The following is a 19,809-nucleotide window of genomic DNA, read 5'->3' on the forward strand; positions in this document are numbered from 1 at the left end:
AATGCTTAACCCAGAGTTAAAAAGACTACTGCAAGTTTTGCAATGGGAATCAAAAAAGAAATTTGCTTCAAACAGAAAAGGACTTTTGTTCACGGCTGATCGAGGCAGAGGTTTAGATTTCAAGGAAGTACGGAACTACCAGTATGGTGATGACATTCGTTATATTGATTGGAATGTAACTTCACGAACAGGAGAATTACACACAAAAGAATTTTTTGAAGAAAAGGATGCGACGGTCATTCTCTTCATTGATACAAGCCTTTCGATGGATGAAACAAAGGCTAACTCAACTTTTCAAATTGCTTTATTTTTATCATTATTCCATATTCGACTTGGTAACCGTCTATTCATTGTCAGTTTTTCCGATCATATTTTCTCTTCAGGCAAATGGTTTAAAACGGAAACGGAAATTTTAACTTTTTTTGACCAACTAAAAAAACAAAAAGCAGGCATTGAAACGAACTATTTGCAAGCTTACCAATACGCTTTCAAAATCCATCCAAAATATGCTGTTACTTACTGGCTGAGCGATTTTATGAATGTGTCATCATGGTCAAAACAATTCACAATTCCTAAATTATGGGAACAATACGGAATCTGGATCAAAGATGCAATCGATGAAATAGATATGCCTTTTTCTCTTAGATTCTTTCGGGCCATCTCTCAAGAATCTAAATCGATGAAAGAAAACAAATCGACATACAATAATGATTTATTTGCTGCTAAGTCAATTTTTGGAAAAAATTTAATCCAAATCGATCCAAGTGCCAAACTCCACAACCAAATATTACCTTTGTTCAAAGTGAAAAACAATGTATAAATTGATACTTGTTTATTTATTTTTCTTTTCTGCCTTATTGGCATCCCCTAAGGAATTCCTCACTAACGATACAATCTATGTTGGTGACAAAGTTAAATACGAAATCAGTTGGGAAGATGACTCGGTAACAGATGTTATCCTGGAAGCCGGAGAACTCTACGAAGATGAATCGTTACCAGTTTTAGAAATTTTATCAGTAGAGAAAACTGAAAACAAACTTATAGCAACCATTATCTTTTTTATGGCTGGGGAATTTTATTTACCCACAGTATGGAAAGAAAATGGAAAAGAAGTAAAGTCTAAACTTAAAATCGTTGTTTCCTCTAATTTAACAGGCAAAGAAACTGATATTGAAGATATCGAACCACCTCTTTTGTTTTCAGGGCCTTATCTACTTAGGCTACTCGGACTCATCCTCTTTACTTGCATCAATTTATATGGATTGTATGCTTTATATTTGTATTGGAAATCAAAACCAAAAGTTGTAGATGCCATTTGGGAAAAAAATCCAATCCTCCCTGAATCTACAAAACGTTTACAAAGTATCGAACAATATCTACAAGCCGATTCCATTTTGGAAAAAGAATTAACCTTTAAAATCAGTGAATATTTAAAGGAAGTGTACTCTGAAAAGTTAAACGAAAATCTTCTTGGACAAACAGATTCTATGTTCCTTTCTACGATCCATGACAAAACACACATTCCCGACGCATTGATACGTGAGATCAGAATGTACTTCAGAGAATTAAAATACAACCAAAACGATGTGATCCTTACGAAAGAAAAAGCAAAGGCAGTTTGGGAAAAAATCAAAAAGGACTTTTTAGTATAAAATGGACCAACTCCAAAGACCTTTGCTACTTTTTTTAATTTTACCTATTGTTTTAATTTATATTTACCAATGGAGAAAAAATCCATATGGCCCACTTTTCCTTTTACAATCAGACCGTTTTGAAAAACCCAAACAAAAACTTTTCATAAAGATCAGAACCATCACGTATATCATCTCTGAATTTTTGGTGTACCTAGCTCTGTTCTTTCTGATCATAGCAGCAGCAGGACCAGGAGAAAAATACAAACTAACTCCAGATACCACGAAAGGTGTGGATATTATGATTGCCCTTGACATATCGGGCTCCATGGTCAATTCTTATGATTTTTTGCCAAAAAATAGATTAGCAGTTTCCAAGGATTTATTAAGGATCTTTATTCAAAAACGATTATATGATAGAATCGGAATTGTTTTGTTTGCTGGAGCTGCCTACTTACAATCTCCACTCTCTAGCGATCGTTATGCTTTAGAAGAACTAATTGCTGAAACTTCGAGTGAAGACATAGAAGAACAAGGTACAGCAATTGGAGATGCCCTTGTATTGTCCACATACCGACTCAAAAATTCAGAAGCAAAGTCTAAAGTCATCATACTTCTGACAGACGGAGTTTCCAATACCGGGAAACTTGATCCGGAAACAGCTGCTTATGCTGCCAAAGCAATTGGAGTAAAGGTATACTGCATCGGTATTGGCAAAGAAGAAGGCCAATACGAAGTGAATTATGATTCTCTTGCTAAAATTTCAATGAATACGAATGGACGTTTTTTTAGAGCTGAGTCTCCGGAGATTTTACAAGAAGTTCTTAATGAAATTAATAGCCTCGAAGTTGTAGATTTGCCATCCAAACCATTAGAAATCCATGAAACACATTTTCCTAAATTTGTTTACTTCTTCTTTTTATCATTACTCATCTATTTGCTTTTGAAACTATACCCCTTACACGAGAAAATTTGATGGATACAAATACAATCATCATTTATGGCATCATCACATTGTCGTTTGAGGCAATGCTCTCCGTTTTAAAAATATTCATCAATCACTCTGCAGAAAAAATAAAATCGGAACATCCTTCCCTTAAAAATAGACTTCAAACAACAAATTCGATACTTTTATTTGTTAGATCCACAATCTTCCTATTGGCATTATTTTTTGCCATTGAGTCCTTGTACAAAGTGAAATCTGTGGATGCCGAAACCACAAAAAATTTTGAATCAAGCGATATCCTCTTTGTTGTCGATGTAAGCTTATCGATGAATGCAATCGATGTAAAACCAAATCGATTGAAACGATTCCAAGATTTAAGCTTACGTTTGTTACCTGACTTAAAGGGAAACCGAGTGGGAATGATTGTATTTGCAGGCCAATCCTTTGCCTATTGCCCTCTCACCTCAGACATTACAGCTGTTTCCGATTACATTAAATCATTGGGAGTAGAAATGGTAGGTGCCAAAGGAACCAACCTAGGAAATGCATTAGAAAAGGTGGAGACCGTTAGAAAAAAAAGTAAAAATCTACAGTCAATGGTCACAGTCATTGTAACGGATGGAGAAGATCATGAAAAACAAAAACTGCCAAACTTAGAAGGCGATGTTGTTGTATGGGGGATCGGGACAGAAGAAGGAGGACCCATCGAATTCCGAGATCCAAGCACAGGGAAAGGTGGTTTTGTCACTTATGATTCAAACTTAGTAGATTCACCTTATTCGGATAATGTCATCATTACAAAGTTAAACGCAGAATTCTTATACAATCTTGCCAATCAATACAATGGAGTATACACCAATGTATCCTTCTATGAAGATGGAGCATACCAGCTTCTAGACAAAATTGACTCAATGAAAAAAACAAAAACTGAACGTTTGGAACGGTTTAAAAATGAAGATGGGGCTCATCCATTTCTATTGATTGCATTTTTTTTATTACTTCTAGAACGAGTTTTGTCCATTCAAATGCAAAAAAATCCATTTTTGAAATCTGCCCTTCTCCTTGTATTCTTTTTTACATTCCAAAACCAAATCCATGCATGGGAATTGGATCCAGGTGGCAATGCAATCGAAAGAGGGATACAAGCTTATGAGAACCAAAATTATAATGAAAGCGAAAAAGAATTTCAAAAAGCAAAAGAATACATCGAAGATGATCCTAGGTTACTATATAACGAATCTTCATCAGCTTACCAATTGGGTAAATTTTCTGAATCAAAGGAACTTCTCGAAAAAACAATCAATCACCCAAAAGCAAATTCTGAACTGAAATCCAAAGCTCATTTTGCCTTAGGCAACATTTATTCAAAGTTAGGCCAAAAGAAAGAAGCCCTTCGTTCTTATTTGGATAGTTTAAAAGAAAATCCAAATAACCAAGCAGCGAAAAAAAACATCGAACACTTAACCAAAAAGCAGAATTCCAATCAAAACAATCACCAAGGACAATCACAAAACCCAAAACCTTCCGAAAAACCCAAGGAAAACCAAAAAACGGAACATGAGAACCAAAATCCTTCGGACGTAGACCGAATCATGGAACCTTTTACGAATGATTCGATTCTAAAAAATAAAAGGGGAGGTTCCTTCGATAATGAAAAATTTTGGTAAAAATTTATCCCTCATCCTAGTTTTCATCTCCTTTCCCTTTTCTCAAATATTGCCAAATGAAGTTGAATTTTATTTTCACCCAGACGAATTTTCGTTAGGTGAATATGCAAAACTCGAAATCAAAGCTTTCGGAGACAAACCTTTTCGAGTATTACAAACGAGTCTCAAACAAAATGGAGTTCGAGTGCGTTATGTTGGAAGTGGCACAGAAACACAAATTATCAATTTAAAAGTAACAAAATCCCAAATCATCAACTATTATGTTGATACGGAAACGGAAGGAAGTTTCCAACTCCCAGAAATTACTGTTGAATATGACCAACAAAAATATACTTCACCTCCCATTAAATTTAAGGTAAGCAAAAAAACGAAACACAATCCTAACGGTTTTATGAACCCATTCCCATTTGAATTCGATGATAACGATACAAATGAAATACCGGAAGTGGCTTTCCATACTAACAAATCCGTGTTTTATAAAGGAGAACCCATCGTCGGATATTTTGTGTTGTACTATTCCCATTACAGGCAACCATTCTTAGAGAGGGACCCAAACCATTCGATTTCATTTCCCTTTTTTCTTTCCGAAACCCTTAGACAAGTTTCCGTTCAAATTGAACCAGAAGTATTGAGAAACAATACTCCCAAAAAAACGATGGTATTTGCAAAAGAAATTTATGGATTGACTGCTTTAAAATCAGGAACATTCACATTAGGTAAAACAAAATTCATTACAGGTGATAGCCTTCGCTTCAATTCGATCCAAGAAACAATCGAAACAAATCCAACAAAGGTAATGGTCCTTGATTTACCAAACAAGTCCCCAAAAGGTTTTACGGGAGCCATCGGTAATTTCAAACTCAAATTTATTTCCACACCCAAACAAGTTTATGAAGGGGAAACGGCTTATTTTGAAGTGAATATTGAAGGGGAGGGTGGATTTGAAGGAATCAAACCCATGGATTTTTCGAACGCAAAAATAAAATGTATCTCACAAACCAAATCGAAAACTTTCCAACAATTGGATTCTGGTGAATATGGATTTTATTCTAAGGTTAAATTTTTATACAGTTACCAAGTACTAAACAAAAAAAAAGAAATCATTGAACCGTATCGATTCAGTTTTTTTTCTCTTTCTGAAAAGAAATACACCACTCTCGAATTGCCATTCCCAGAGTTTCAAATTTTACCAAAACGAAATCTGAATTTAGAAACAATCCCACAGAACACAAAAGTAAATTTAGAATGGCCATTTTTTACTTTAGTTTTACTTGCGATTTTTGGGATTTTTTCCTACATAGGATTTAAGAAGTATTCATTTCATTTGGAGATCCAATCCTTTGTTGCGACTGTGGAAAGTTTTGGGAAAAAACGGGGATTCTTTTTAACGGAATACTTAACAAAACAAGGAATTCCTAGTTCTGATTCCGAGTGGTTCACCCAAATATTGGAGTCAGATCCAAATTCCGACCTCCAAGGTTTGTACAAAGGATTATCTTCCAAAGACCGTACCAAAGTATTAACAATAACAAAAAAAATTCAACCGAAGGAGTAAACTATGTCAAAAGAAGAAACAGGCAAAATCAGTGTCGAAACCGAAAACATATTCCCAATCATAAAAAAATGGCTCTATTCAGAAAAAGATATTTTTCTAAGAGAACTTGTTTCAAATGCAAGTGATGCCATTACAAAACTAAAAAAGATTTCTCTTAGCGAAGAATTTGATGGAGGAACTGATTATAAAATCAATTTAGATTTCGATGTAGACAAACGAATTCTCACAATTGAAGACAATGGGATTGGAATGACTGGTGAAGAAGTCAAAAAATACATTAACCAAATTGCTTTTTCTGGTGCAACAGACTTCGCCAAACAATACCAAAACTCTGAAAACAAAGCAGAAATCATTGGCCACTTCGGTCTTGGATTTTATTCATCGTTCATGGTTTCTAAAAAAGTAACCATCGAAACAAAGTCCTACAAAAAAGGTGAAACTGCCGTTATGTGGTCTAGCGAATCAGGCACAGACTTCACAATTACCACGATCGAAAAGGAAAATCGAGGCACAAAAATTTCACTCTACCTTGATAATGAATCTGGTGAATACCTCGATAAGTGGAAGTTAAAAGAACTAATTAAAAAGTACTGTGATTTTTTACCAGTTGGCATTTACGTGCAAGGGGAAAAGGCAAACCGAGAGAAACCACTTTGGTCTGATGAACCTTCTAAAATTACCGCTGACGATTACAAAGATTTTTACTCATACCTTTTTCCTTTTTCAGGTGAGTCTCTCTTTCATATCCATCTAAACGTAGATTATCCTTTTCGATTACAAGGGATTTTATACTTCCCGAAACTCACTCACGAATTGGATGCATCTAAAAATGGAATCAAATTGTTTTGTAACCATGTCTTTGTAAGTGACAATGCAAGCGAATTGATCCCACAATTTTTGACCATACTCAAAGGTACCATCGATATACCAGACTTACCATTGAATGTCTCTCGGTCCTATCTGCAAAACGATCCATTGGTTAAAAAAATCTCTAACCATATCATCAAAAAAGTGGCAGACCGTTTGATTGATGATTTTAAGAAAAATAGAACTAAATACGAAGAGAACTGGAACGATATATCCATTTTCGTGAAGTATGGAGTCCTGACAGATGAAAAATTTTATGATGCGATGAAAGATCATATCATTTTCAAAAATTCAGAAAACAGTTTTTCAACCGTTGCTGAATATTGGGACAAAAATAAAGAAAAGAACCAAAACAAGATATTTTATGCAAATGAAACCGAAATGGGTTCCGTTTACATGCAATTACTGAAATCACAAGGACTAGAGGCCTTACTTGTAGATTCTAAAATTGATTCACACCTCATCCAACATCTGGAAACCAAAAATCCTGACTGGAAATTCCAACGTGTTGATTCGGAACTTGCTGATCAAGTTTTGGATAAAGACTCTAAAACTGAAATTGTGAACGAAGCCAACGAAACAGAATCTAGCCGGATCACAAAGCTGTTCCAATCAGCACTTCCAACAGAAGGTGTTCAGGTCAAAGTGGAAGCACTAAAATCAGTAGAAGTCCCAGGCGTGATTTTACTTCCCGAATTTATGAGAAGGATGACAGAAATGAACTCCATGTTTAACAGGGAGGACACAAAATCATTACTCAAGTCTCATACGTTAATGGTAAATTCAAAATCACCACTCGTAAAATCCGCCTTACAGGCGTTTGAGGGCGTTAACCCAGAGAAAGGGAAAAAACTTGCTAGAGTTATTTATGACCTTTCTCTCCTCTCAGCCAAAGTAATGGACGAAAAAGAAGTCTCCGAATATACAAAGAGAACTACAGAATTTTTGCAGGAGATTTTTTCGACTTAAGACAATTTCCAAAATGAAAGATTTGGCAACGATTCCCGCAAATGGAATTGTTGCCATGTGATCCAGATTTGTATAACAAGTCGCCTTAGCTCCCTACCCATTGTAGTTGCCTACAAAAAAGGTTATTTCGAAGAGTTCGGAGTTAAAGTAAGCCTTCATTTAAACACTCACCATAAAGCCATTTTGCCCTTACTCGATGCAGGTCGGGTGGAAGCTGGAGAAATTCCCACCATTGCGTATCTACAAGAAAGTTTTTTAAAGAAATCCAAACTCAAACGAATTTATAAAGGGATTTATCTTTACCATTCACCATTAAGTTTTTATTCAAGATTTCAATTCAAACCAGAAGATCTCACAAGAAACAAAGCCTATATCCTACCAGTACCCCACATCAATTCTGTTGAACGATTATTCGCTGAAAAATTTTTAGAAGAATATGCTCCCAAAAACCCCGTTAAAGTTCGATACATCGATACTCCAGGTTTTTTAGAAGAAAAAGAATTTCTAAAACCGAATTGTTTGGGCCTCGTTTCGGATTCCTTCTCGAGCCCGTTCCTAAAAAACTTTCAAGATTTTGGGAACTCCTTAGACCTTCCCATCTTAAAACCAAATACTTTATATCCATCCACCTTACTAGCATTTAGTGGAGACGCAATCCTCAAAACAGGTAGAGAGGTTTCAGGAGTATTACTTGCTGTCAAAAAAGCAATTGATTTCCTCCAAAACACAACAAACCAATCAACAGGAAATTTATGGGATGACTTACAACTCTCTCATTTTTATCCACATTTACGAGTAGGGGAGACAAAAAACCTTCTTACGGCACACCCTCTGATCCAAAAGGGGATTTTTTCGCACCTTGGAGATGAATCCTCACTCTATCCACTTCTTAAAGATGTTTACTTTAGATTGATACGACGTGTGATCCAACCGGAAGCTGTGTCAGCGGCACTCAACTTTGAGGAAATCCTATCCGCCTTAGAACCGAAAAAGGTTTTTGATGTTAGGAAATTATCTAGCTTCCAAGAACCAACCAATGTAAAACTTCATGCCCCTTCCCAAATCAATTATCGAAAACTCAATGCAGTCAGGCATCTCATTGTAGATGTCAATTCACTTGTTTTGGATATGTTACAAGGTAATTATGGATCAAGACTCAACACAGACGAAACATTACAGTTAGATAACCGAGTAAAAGTTCTCGTCAACTCCATGTTAGACTCTTTTAATGCAAAAATCGAATTACAAAGAGAAGAAATCACGGAACTTGAAAACCTAATTTCAATTTTAGAAATCAAACTGGATCGTTCAGCGGTAGATTTACAATATTCGGAAGAAAAATATCGATATTTATTTGAATTCTCAAGAGAAGCAATTGCCCTTGTGGATGCAGATACAGGAAGCATCTTAGAAGCCAACAACCAATTTCGATTACTTACTGGTTATACACGTGGTGACATAACAAAGATGACAATTGAAGATATCATTTTAGGAAAACAAGTTTCTAGCCAATTGGGATTTGGATCAGATTTGTCTTCAGACACCATGTTATCTTTGCCTGATGTCGAAATTTTGGCGAAGGATGGTACGAAAGTGGAAGTTGATATTAGTTTTACATCCATTCTCCTCTCTCCCAAAAAAAGATACCAAGTACAATTCCGCCCAAATTCAGAACGTAAAGAACAAGAACGTTTGCAACATGAATTCATATCCAATGTAAGCCACGAATTAAGAAGTCCTATGACCAATATCCGAGGGTATTTGGAATTTTTTAAATCAGACACTTCTTTGCCATTTAATGCAGAACATACCAATATGTTGGAAGTGATTGATAAAAATGCCAAACGGCTCAGTTTTCTAATTGAAAACCTTCTAAAGTTAACGACTTCGCGAGAAAAAGACAAAGAAGTGGAAGTAGTCGAAATTTTTGATCCCGTTCCTGTGATTGAGGATGTGATTCATATGAATTCACATCTAGCCAAAGGAAAATCAATTGAGTGGGATCTTTCTTTAAAGAAAGGACTCTTTATCCGAGGAATAAAATTTGAGTTCTCACAAATCATTACAAACCTTTATGTAAACGCATTGAAGTATACGTTTAAAGGAAAAATCGGAATCTCACTTAAAGAATCCAACGGCAAAGTAGAAATCATCGTGGAAGACACTGGGATTGGAATTGATCCTACTTACAAAAATCAAATTTTTGATCGATTCTTTAGAATTCCTTCATCAGATAACAAAAAGATAGGTGGGACAGGCCTTGGTTTATCCATTGTTAAGTCTCTTGTTGAAAAAATGTCTGGAGAAATTTTTGTGGAGAGCACCATGGGAGAAGGTAGTAAGTTTAGTCTCTACTTCCCAAAGATCAATGCGACCGTTTAGATTGTTTTTTCTTTTTGGCTGAAGGCTTCTTTTTGACAGCTACTTTAGCCTTTTGCAAACCAGGTTCCATCTTTGTTTTGAATGGTAGGTGAGAAGGTATATCTGATTCTGCTAATTGCATTTTGGATAAAATCACTGACAATTCCATCATTTCTCTGGTTCCAAGTAAATGCATCATTGCTAGAGCTTGGTTCATGCCCAATTTTTTAAAAATCTCTAATACATTGGATACACCAAAAAACTTTAGTAAAATGGGCAATTCTTCCAGCCCCCTTTGTTTGATCCACTTTTTACAATCAGCCACTGACAATTCATTCACGAGTCGAAGGATTGGTTCTACTTGGACCTGGTCCACTAACCATAAAAAATCCCTCATGGGAATCTCCTTAAGTAAGGCAATGGACTTCTGGATTCCAAGTGATTTTAAGATTTCAACGCTGACTTCCCGACCCAAGGTTTTCGCAAGCAGGCCAACATCTTTTGGAGGGATACTTTTTGAAACAGTTGCTAAATCTGTGATTGATAATGAATGGATGAAATAAACCAAATCATCATCATCATTTTCACTGATCATTTCCACTAAAATTTTCTCAGGGATTTGGTTTACCAATTCAACAACTGTTTCTTCGCTTAACTTTTGTGTAAGAACAATGAGTCTCTCTTTAGGTACTTTTCCAGTGAGTGAAAGTAGTTTTTCATAACCTAAATTTTTCAATATTTGAAAGGATTTTTTAGGACCCAGTTTTTCTAAATATTGATACACGGTTTGAATCGTAACGAGAACTTCTTTCATTTGCCCCAACTTTGGATACAAACTGCCAGAATCTTCTTAAAATTCCAGAGAAATTCCTTTCAAAATCCATTAAATTTTACAAAATGGAAGAGTGAAACCGAGAGATCTTTGGATTGTTTTGATTTTGTTCATTTTAGGTGTCGTAGGGCTCATTTATGCCAAAACAGAACCCTATGGAAACTCACTTTCAGCGCTCATCGGCATTTGGGAAGGATTTTACGAAATCAATCCAAACCTAGTTGATCCCCAGTTTGTGATCTATTCTTCGGGCGGGTATGATGGACAATTTTTTTACTTACTCGCAAAAGACCTGTTTGCTGATGAAAAATGGGATTTGATTGTGGATAGTTTTTATTTTCGATACCATCGCATCGGACTTTCCTTTGCATCGGGAACTTTATCCCTCCTATTTGGTTCTGCAAACTATCCAATTCTAACATTAATTTTACTTTTTTCAGTTTTCATTTTATCTGTTTATTGTCTTTATGAACTTTTGCCAAAAAACTCAAAATGGTTGGTTTTATTTTACATTGTTTCACCTTATTCACTTAACGCCAATCTACTGCTAGTTGCCGATTCATTCTTTGTGAGCCTGGCCTTGATTGCGTATTATTTTTATTCAAAAGAAAAACACTTTCTTGCATTCCTATTTTTCTTTTTCACCGTATTCACAAGAGAACTGGGAATTTTATTTTTAGCACCTATTGGACTTCAATTTCTACTGAAAAAAAACTGGAAACTCCTTCTATTATATTCCATCCCAGGAATTCTATTCATCGTGTTTATCATTTATGGGTGGGTTGCAACACCCAATCACTTAGGCACAAACCCTCTTGGCTTTCGTGATATGACTGATTACCCTTTATTTGGTTTTGCAAAAAGTTTTATCGAAAATGGATCTTTCCATTTTAAAATCAAAGAATTTCCAAAACTTTTGTTTCTGTTCTCATTTTTTGTTGTTTGTTATTTATGTTTCAGCTCTCTCCGCCAACCATCGCTACAGAAGCTGGAGATCCTTTTACCAATCCTTGGAAGCCTATTGGTAATCGCCATTGCAGAAGAGGGCTATTGGCGATCCTTTGATAACCTCAGTCGGATGTTCACATTGATTTTACCATTTTCAATCCTACTCATAGAGGATAAAAAAAACATTGGCCTGAAACTTTTTTTAACTTCATCAGCATTGTTATTTTTCTTTTTACTCATTCGCATTCTTTTTATCACACCAAAGAAGGAGTACTTTTTAGCAATATGATCTCTCTTGCCTATTCACCTTGCCCAAACGATACATTTTTATTTTACCATTTGATCCGAAATCCCAATTATCCAGTAAAAGAAGAACTCTATGATGTAGAGAATCTAAACGAGTTTGCTAAAGAAAGCAAATTCCCAGTAACAAAACTTTCGTTTGCTGCCTACTTCCAAATCATGGATCGATACATTTTGTTGGAAACAGGATCTGCTTTGGGTAGGGGTTGCGGTCCCATTCTTGTGCGAAAAAAAAACTCCAACACAAGTCTTGCTAACTACAAACAACTATACATTCCAGGGCAAATGACAACGGCAAACTTGCTTTTGTCTTTGTATACAAATGGAACACACAAACCAACAGCCCTTCGGTATGACCAAATCATCCCAAAACTTTTATTAGAAGACGATAGTTTGGGTGTCATCATCCACGAAGAAAGGTTTACATATGAGGAAAGGAGGCTTGAGAAAGTGGTAGATCTTGGCGAATGGTGGGAATCTTCCACGGGTTACCCAATCCCACTTGGTGCCATTGCCATCAGGCGTGACATCCCAAGAGAAGAGGCATTACAATTCCAGATGGAATTACAACGGAGTTTAGAAAAAGCCTACCTTGAACCAAAAGAGATGATGGATTATATTAAAGAGAACTCACAAAACAAAGATGAGGTGGTGATCCGATCTCATATCAATTTATATGTAAATGGATTCACAAAAAAACTAGGCGAAGAAGGCCATAACGCTGTCTCCTACCTACTGAGACGGGCAATTGATGCAGGTTTCGTTCCAAAACCCACAGCAATCCCACCCTTATTTTTAGGAGAAAGTTAACATACAAAGGATATGACCCTTGTCTTTTTTACAAACTTCCATGGCTTTTGCGACAAGCATTCCTGGTTTTAGTTTTGCGGGATCTGCCTTGATTGCATGACCAGAAGAAAGTCCTGATACCAAAAGGTCTCCCGGATAAATTGGCACTTGCGTCGCATCCACATGGACTTTCGTAATTCCTAACATGGCAACAAGGACATACTCCACACCTTTCTCCTGCTTCCCAAACACAAGATTGGCATTGGATACCGCAACTCCAATCACATTGGTAGAGTAGGGGTGTTTGGACCTACCAAGCACACCTGTCTCTTCTGTAGCCACAAGTAAGTCACCGGATGTGATCACATCTTTCCCATCCAAGCGGAAATACCGAGCAATGCATTCTTCACCACCATCTTTTGTAATGCGAAGGTTCCCATCGAATACAGACTCTCCGTTCGCATAAATCGCTTTCCCAGACCCTGTTAATTCGTACCCGGGGATCCCTTTCCCGTCTGCAATGATGGCAAACTCTGATTGTGAAACAAAACGACCACCAGGTGACGAAGTTCCGGCACCTAAGACACCAGCAGAACGAGTATTGTCTTTGCCTTTGGAAATTCCATAAAGACCAATGGATTCCCCAAATCCAACAACACCAATCCCAGAAGATACACCCAGTACACCTGATCCGTTTTTTGTATTTTTACCGTAAATGATGGCATCACTTGGTTGGGGAGGGACATATCCTTTAGAAATCGATTCGGCTTCGCCAGTAATCTTTAATAAACCTGTATGGGAATTGAAATCATGTTCTTTTTCTGCGTAAGGATGGGTATGAGGTTTTGGATCTCTTTTGTCCGATAACCTTGGATCGTCAGATAAAACTACCTTACCTGGAACAGCTTCGCCGTGATTGGCAAGAACCACAATCCCAGCTTCATCAAACGCAGCTTTGGCGAGACGTTTGTCATTCCCTTGTACAACCACACCGGCTTTAGTTTCACCAGAGTGTGCAAGTTGCACAATCCCATGCGACTCCGTACTGGCCAATTTGAGGCGTTTGTCATTACCTTGGACAACGGTATTTGATTCCTCACCACCATTGGGTGCCAATTGTACAATTCCTTTCGCTGTCGTGGTTGCATCCTTTAGTCTTGGATCATCACCTGTGACTACCTTATCGATTGCAGTTTCACCCGCTTCTGCCAATTGAACAAGTCCAACTGATTTTTTTGTCGCTACCCGAAGCCTTGAATCATTCCCTTGTACCGCAACACCAGGCCTTGTCTCTCCATCTAACGCAAGCTCTACGATTCCGGGATGGTCTGTTGTGGCATTTCGCAAACGTTCATCATCTGATTGTACAACAAGCCCAGGCCTTGCCTCTCCACTCCTTGCGAGCCTCACAAGTCCATGTGTGAGTTCAGTGGCGATTTTTAGGCGTTTATCATTTCCTTGTACGGCCACTCCAGGTTTTTCTTCTCCATCGGAGGCAAGTTCCACAATCCCACGATATTCCGTTGTGGCATCTCGAAGGCGCCTATCGTTTGACTGGACAACAACTCCCTCTTTCACTTCACCATCAACAGCAAGCCGGATGATCCCTGATCTTAATACAGAAGCATAGGGGAGAGGTTCTCTTGTTGGCCCACCAGATTCTTTTTTGTCAGCACTGGAATAGAGTTCGATTTCGATGACTTCGGTAATGTATTCTTTTTTGTTCGATTGTTTTTCATCGACAAAAACGATTTTCAAAAATCGTAAATTGACGGGAGGGAAACGCCATTTGTACCAGGTACCTGGTTCCGATAAAAAATAATTCTCTTCATGCAACTGGTGCCAAGTCAGATCGTCTTCACTGTAATAAACAATGAAACGTTCTGGGAAATTGGTAATCGGATCATTTTTTGTCAACATTCGGAATTCTTCGATTCTGTTGACAGACCCCATATCTAAAATGACATACTCATCCGCTGGTTCTTCCTTTTTTTTGGAAGACCAACCATAATCAGGTCTTGTATCAAATAAGTTTTCTTTTACATACAACCTGTCCAATTCCGAACTGACTTGGATGGATTGCACACCACTGACGAGGATCCGTAGAGGCCCAAAACTAATTCTGTTTTTCCCATTACTTGCTTTTCTCGAAATTTTTGAGATGAACTTCACATAACGAGCGCTAGTTAACGAAAATAACCATTTGGCAGACGTTTTGAATGATTTTCTAAAGGATGATTCTTGTAAGATTGGTTCCCAATACTTTCCATCATGGGACAATTCAAACCGAAAAGAATCTGGGAAAAAATCCAATCCATCTTTACCAGGCAATAACTCGATTCCATTAAAAAAAACAACATCATCAAATTGAAAGATGATCGAGGAAAGGGAGGATTGCTCCTTTTCTTCCATAAAGGATAAAAATTCGTTATTTTTGATCTCAAAAGTGCCCGTAGTTGTTACGGATTGAATGGGGAGAGAGTAGGGGTGGCTTGTGCGGATTAAATGATCTTTCATGCGCTTTTTTCTGTTATGATTCCTTCCAAAAAATACCGTTTTTCTAATCAGTCTATCGAATTTCGCTCACACGTGAGCCTTCTTCCACTTCTGTAAACACCACAAGGACCACTGGTTTCACACGTTCCGTAAAATACATTTGGATGATTTGTCTCAAATGGCCTAACACAGGGGAAGTGACCACAATGACATTCCCATCGGTTTCCACTTTCACTCTTTCCAATTGGCGGTATGAGGATTCCGTTAATTCTTTGGAAGCCCAAGCCAAAAATCCAGACCAAGAAGCGGGGTGGGGGGTGGTTGCAGGTGAGGATTGAATTTGCCCAAGATTAAGCACTTCCTTTCTTTGCTGGCTGACCAATTCACGGCAAAGGGTTTTGACGTAGGATGCATTTGATTCCATATGTAGACTCACGGCTTTGCGATAAGCTTCCAAAGCAATCTCTGGTCCAAACAAATCCACTAGAGACTCAAAATCTTTTTTCTCTTCTTTGGTTTGCCCAAGTCCTTCTCCCATTTCTTTCGGCGTTTGCGCATTGTTTGTATTGGATATAGTTATATTAATATGGTTAGGGGTCCCAAAAGAACCCCCCTTGGCATCCAATTTCGGCCCCCCAGAGGGATCTTTTTCTGGCTCCCTGAGGTGTATCTGTGTATCCCCCAGAGGGGTAATTTTGGAACCCTCGTAGTGGAAGGAGAAGTGGTAACGAGTAGAGGTGCGCCCATTGCCAGGAACTTGGTATAAGAGCCCCGCACTGGTTAATTCTTTTTTGGCGGAAACAATTGATTTTTTTGTTTTGAATCCGGTGAGCCTCATGAGGGTTTCCGTGTTCGGCCAAACTGGTTTGAAATTGTAATCACTGAATTTTAATAGGACCGGGTAGAGGGTCTTTGCGGCATGGGATAACTCTGCCCAAACACCTGAATCTATGATGTCGGTCATCAGACGGATATAGGGGTGACGCAAGTCGCTCACAGGACTCCTCCATTTTTCTGCAAAAATGAAACTAATTTTAAGCAATTAAAATGAAGGAGTTGACATTATCTGACATAATGTTAATTATGTCTCATCCAACAACATTCCTTCGGGAAACCCCGACCCCCTGGTGTTCCAGGGGAATTTTTTTCTTTTCGGGTTGGGACAAAACTTGCCCCTCACCTTTTCCGTAACGAAAAGGTTTCTGCTTAAACTCAAATAGTTTTATTATGTCACATTATTGTCGGATTCTGGTGGATGTCAAGTTCGTACAGTATTTTTCCCAGCCAGTACTAAAAATTTTTTTCCTAAGTACTTGACTGCTAAGTACTTGTTTGGGTTATGCCGAGTCACCGTATTTTTTGGACAATTCCTTTCGTATAAATTTATAGATATCACCGAGTAAGATTTCGTCATCAGATTGGATTTGGATGCCGCTTCCTGTCCTCCGGATTTTGTATCCCGAGAGGGGAGAGGGATTTGGTTTTTGTGGTTCTCCTGACTTTACTTGTTTGTTAAAGTCTTTCGCGTCCTTAACGGTCTTCAGGGCGCCTTTATGGTAGAGGGTTAAGAATTCATCCAAACTTCCCTTTTTGGCGGCCTGTGCGGCTTGGACCAGGAGGTTTTTATTATAGATCTCGTTTTTCTTACATTTGTCCAAATCGGCCTTTGACATAGAGGTGATGGATAACACCTCAGTCATGTAGCTGCGGCTTTTCCCAAACAAATCTCCTAATTCTTGGTCCGTATAATTGTGTGCTTGTTTCAAAAAAACGAGGGCATCCACTTCTTCATAGGGGGAGAGGTTTTCCCTTTGTAGGTTTTCGATGACGGCAAGTTTATAAATTTCTTTGTCGGGTCGGTTGAGGATTTTGCATTCGATTTCAGACCAACCAAGGGACTTGGCAGCATGGTATCTCCTTTCCCCAGCGATGATCTTATAACTCCCTTCCTTGTCGCTTTTAGAAACGATGATGGGTTGGAGCAGACCATCTGCTTTTAACGTTTGTGCTAACTCTTCGATCCCTTTTTTCCTTTCTTGGCGAGGTTGGTGTTCGGAGGGTTGGATTTTGTCCATCCGGATGGTACGAATGGTGCCATCTAAGTTTTCGGCTTGGTAGATATCAGCAAGGGAACCGAGTCGTTTACTTTTTAAGCTCATTCAAAACCTCCTCGATAAAACCTTCATACTCCTGAGATTGCCTGGACGATCGGTTGTAATCATAAACTGATTTTTTTGCCAAATGGCTTTCCCCAATGGCCACCCCGTCCGAAATTGTGTGTTCAAAAATTCGGAAGTACTTGGTAAGAACAGGAAGGATGGTTTTTGTCAAAAGGGTTTGGGGTTTGAGTTGGGTGATGAGTGCACCTAGGATTTCTAGGTCTGGGTTGATCCTTTTTTTGATGGAGGAGATGGTTTGCTGTAAACCCATAATCCCATCCATTGAAAACTTTTCTGCCTGCAAGGGGATGAGGACGTAATTGGCGGCCACAAGGCTATTCACCGTAAAGATCGATAGCGATGGCGGGCAGTCGATGATTACAAATTCAAAATCCTTAAGTCCCGAGAGTGAGTCCCTCAGGATATAGGGAGCTTCCACTGAGTTAACAGAAACGGTTTCCATTTCCGCCAAACGCATGCTAGATGGGGCTATCCACAAATGCTCGTTATACGCCGGCGCAATGATGTCTTTGATATGGGCAGAGTTTTGGAATAAATGGGCAAGGTCTTTCTCAACGGTTTCCGGATTCAGAAAAATTCCAGTGGAGTTTGCCTGAGGGTCCATATCAATGAGCAAAGTTTTGAGATTTCGGCGAGCCAATCCCATGGCAAGATTCAAAGAAGTAGTTGTTTTTCCCTCTCCGCCTTTTTGATTCGCAACTGCAATGGTGATCATCTATCTCTTGTTTCCCTTCCCAATTGGTATGCTTTCGTTTCGAAAAATTGGGATCAATTGAATTTTTGGAAATGACCAAAAAAAGGATTTTTGGACAACTTCTACCCACATTGTCGGACATCCGACATACCAAAAATTAGCAAAAACTATCTCGTCTCTTTTGGTCGGACATCCGACATTTAAAACGGTACGTACTTGACAAAGTGATTAAATTTAAACAGTTTCATAGCATGCATTCTCACACCCTGTCCTTGTTTGCCTCTGGCAAAACAGGCAAAGATTGGATGGATTCCGTCCTCCCTGCTTTGTGGGTTGAGCTGTGTACCGAATTTGGATTGCATTGCGGGGTTGTGGTCCTCAAAGCCGAAGGCGAAGATTCATTTTACGAATCCGCAAGTTTTGGATATGGTGAGGATGGCTTTTATTATTCATTTTTAAACAGGGGTTCTGTTCACTGGGAAACCCTCATGACATCCAAAGAACCTGTTTCTTTTCCGGGAGTTGAATTTCCGGTTTTTGGGAAAAATACAAACGCCATTGGGATCCGGATCCACGCAAAAGAGAGTGTTGGTTTTTTGTTGGTAGAGCTTGAGGGTAAACCAAGTTTTTCTGTGTTGGCACTTCTTGTTTTGTTTGCAGAAAAAATTGGAACCGAGTGGGAGAGGGCAAACTTCATTCACTCTCCTGCCAGCCAAGTTCCGGTTTCTCTCGATGGAGCCCATCGTTTCTTTCGCGATGAAATTTCCAATTTGGAAACAGCCGTTTCCGAATTCCGAGAGAATCGAATTGTCTCCATTTTTGGAGCTGCGGGGACAGGGAAAAAGTCCCTAGCAAAGTGGATCCACCAGAGCCAAAATCCAGATGCTCCCATCCTAGTTGTGGAGTCACTCCCTGACCATTTTGGCAAATTTGAAAAGGCAATCTTTGAATGGGGGAAGGAGGCAAATGTTGGCAGTCTCGTGTTTACCAACGTCCAGTCTTTCTCATTAGGACAGCAGCAAATCCTTGTCGACTGGTGGTCGAAATCGGGTTACAAAGGTTCCCTTTTCCTTTTGGGACCAACAGAATTTGGACAGGAAATCCTCCCCGAATTCAAACAACTCCTCGAGCGGAATTCGATATTTTTGCCTTCCTTACGTCTGCTCCCTAAGGGGAGTTTTGTCCGCATCATCCAGTCGATTTTCCAAGAGCTCTGCCGGACTCAGAATCGGTTGGGACTGGTTTTAAGCCCCCAAGCAGAAAAGGAGCTTTCCGGTAGAGTTTACCAAGAAAATTTCGTCGAATTACGCAATCGAATCTTGTCAGGAATTCTCACCTGTCGCACCCAGACGGTGGAAGTTTCTGATCTAGAGGTTGGAAAAGTCCGAATGGATTTAGAGATTCCTGATGCGGAAGATTTAGACTTGCGGCGAGGGATAGAAGCCTTAGAAAGGCAGAAGATTCTTTTGGCGATGCGGATCTTCTCAGGGAACCAAATCCGAATGGCGAAGGCCTTGGGAATCTCGAGGGGTTCCCTCCAATACAAAATGAAACAACTTGGTTTGATGTAA

At 38.7% G+C, this 19,809-nt stretch carries 15 protein-coding genes; 10 read left to right on the forward strand and 5 right to left on the reverse strand.

Annotation, left to right across the window (positions count from 1 at the left end; genetic code table 11):
• Nucleotide 1 precedes the first annotated feature (1 nt).
• From EHQ62_RS14460 to EHQ62_RS14490, 7 genes are read left to right on the forward strand one after another with little or no spacing between them, the layout of a single operon-like run.
• Entirely contained in the window at nt 2-820 is an 819-nt protein-coding gene (locus EHQ62_RS14460) for a DUF58 domain-containing protein (RefSeq protein WP_135644039.1), read from the forward strand.
• Complete coding sequence (locus EHQ62_RS14465) at nt 813-1,652, forward strand: LB_053 family protein (RefSeq protein WP_135644042.1); 840 nt, start codon at nt 813-815, stop codon at nt 1,650-1,652. The genes EHQ62_RS14460 and EHQ62_RS14465 overlap by 8 nt, the downstream gene beginning before the upstream one ends.
• Before the next feature lies 1 nt (nt 1,653).
• On the forward strand, nt 1,654-2,607 hold the full coding sequence (gene batA / locus EHQ62_RS14470; RefSeq protein ID WP_135644044.1) for a VWA domain-containing protein BatA: 954 nt from the start codon (nt 1,654-1,656) through the stop codon (nt 2,605-2,607).
• Nucleotides 2,607-4,244 carry a VWA domain-containing protein BatB gene (batB, locus tag EHQ62_RS14475; protein WP_135644047.1) on the forward strand — a complete coding sequence of 546 codons (1,638 nt, stop codon included), beginning with the start codon at nt 2,607-2,609 and terminating at the stop codon, nt 4,242-4,244. Before batA ends, batB begins: the two co-directional genes overlap by 1 nt.
• Nucleotides 4,228-5,799, forward strand: a complete 1,572-nt coding sequence (locus EHQ62_RS14480) for a BatD family protein (protein WP_135644051.1) — start codon at nt 4,228-4,230, stop codon at nt 5,797-5,799. Before batB ends, EHQ62_RS14480 begins: the two co-directional genes overlap by 17 nt.
• Before the next feature lie 3 nt (nt 5,800-5,802).
• Nucleotides 5,803-7,635, forward strand: coding sequence for a molecular chaperone HtpG (htpG, locus tag EHQ62_RS14485; protein ID WP_135644054.1), 1,833 nt, complete (start codon nt 5,803-5,805; stop codon nt 7,633-7,635).
• 57 nt (nt 7,636-7,692) lie between these two features.
• Nucleotides 7,693-10,017 carry a sensor histidine kinase gene (locus tag EHQ62_RS14490; RefSeq protein ID WP_135644057.1) on the forward strand — a complete coding sequence of 775 codons (2,325 nt, stop codon included), beginning with the start codon at nt 7,693-7,695 and terminating at the stop codon, nt 10,015-10,017.
• On the opposite strand, the gene EHQ62_RS14495 is transcribed toward EHQ62_RS14490, so the two are convergent.
• The gene (locus tag EHQ62_RS14495) at nt 10,001-10,810 is read right to left on the reverse strand and encodes a magnesium transporter MgtE N-terminal domain-containing protein (protein ID WP_244241790.1); all 810 of its coding nucleotides are present in this window, start codon (nt 10,808-10,810) and stop codon (nt 10,001-10,003) included. The genes EHQ62_RS14490 and EHQ62_RS14495 overlap by 17 nt on opposite strands.
• 91 nt (nt 10,811-10,901) lie before the next feature.
• Here EHQ62_RS14495 and EHQ62_RS14500 point away from each other — a divergent pair, with 91 nt between their 5' ends.
• A complete protein-coding gene (locus EHQ62_RS14500) occupies nt 10,902-12,065 on the forward strand; it encodes an AZOBR_p60025 family cell surface glycopolymer formation protein (RefSeq protein ID WP_135644063.1) in 1,164 nt (387 codons plus the stop codon).
• Nucleotides 12,062-12,889 carry a 1,4-dihydroxy-6-naphtoate synthase gene (locus EHQ62_RS14505; protein ID WP_135644066.1) on the forward strand — a complete coding sequence of 276 codons (828 nt, stop codon included), beginning with the start codon at nt 12,062-12,064 and terminating at the stop codon, nt 12,887-12,889. Before EHQ62_RS14500 ends, EHQ62_RS14505 begins: the two co-directional genes overlap by 4 nt.
• Here EHQ62_RS14505 and EHQ62_RS14510 read toward each other — a convergent pair.
• The 4 genes from EHQ62_RS14510 to EHQ62_RS14525 all read right to left on the reverse strand — a co-directional run bounded on the left by EHQ62_RS14510 (nt 12,875) and on the right by EHQ62_RS14525 (nt 18,259).
• Nucleotides 12,875-15,385 (reverse strand): discoidin domain-containing protein, encoded by a 2,511-nt coding sequence (locus tag EHQ62_RS14510; protein ID WP_135644069.1) that lies wholly within the window; start codon nt 15,383-15,385, stop codon nt 12,875-12,877. The genes EHQ62_RS14505 and EHQ62_RS14510 overlap by 15 nt on opposite strands.
• A gap of 52 nt (nt 15,386-15,437) precedes the next feature.
• The gene (locus EHQ62_RS14515) at nt 15,438-16,328 is read right to left on the reverse strand and encodes a helix-turn-helix domain-containing protein (RefSeq protein WP_135644396.1); all 891 of its coding nucleotides are present in this window, start codon (nt 16,326-16,328) and stop codon (nt 15,438-15,440) included.
• A 373-nt stretch (nt 16,329-16,701) separates the two neighbouring features.
• Complete coding sequence (locus EHQ62_RS14520) at nt 16,702-17,523, reverse strand: ParB/RepB/Spo0J family partition protein (protein WP_135644071.1); 822 nt, start codon at nt 17,521-17,523, stop codon at nt 16,702-16,704.
• The gene (locus tag EHQ62_RS14525; RefSeq protein WP_015679390.1) at nt 17,507-18,259 is read right to left on the reverse strand and encodes a ParA family protein; all 753 of its coding nucleotides are present in this window, start codon (nt 18,257-18,259) and stop codon (nt 17,507-17,509) included. The genes EHQ62_RS14520 and EHQ62_RS14525 overlap by 17 nt, the downstream gene beginning before the upstream one ends.
• A gap of 284 nt (nt 18,260-18,543) precedes the next feature.
• Between EHQ62_RS14525 and EHQ62_RS14530 the strand changes: the two genes are divergently transcribed.
• Complete coding sequence (locus EHQ62_RS14530; RefSeq protein ID WP_244241792.1) at nt 18,544-19,809, forward strand: helix-turn-helix domain-containing protein; 1,266 nt, start codon at nt 18,544-18,546, stop codon at nt 19,807-19,809.

This window comes from Leptospira jelokensis, from assembly GCF_004769635.1.
Taxonomy (GTDB): domain Bacteria; phylum Spirochaetota; class Leptospiria; order Leptospirales; family Leptospiraceae; genus Leptospira_A; species Leptospira_A jelokensis.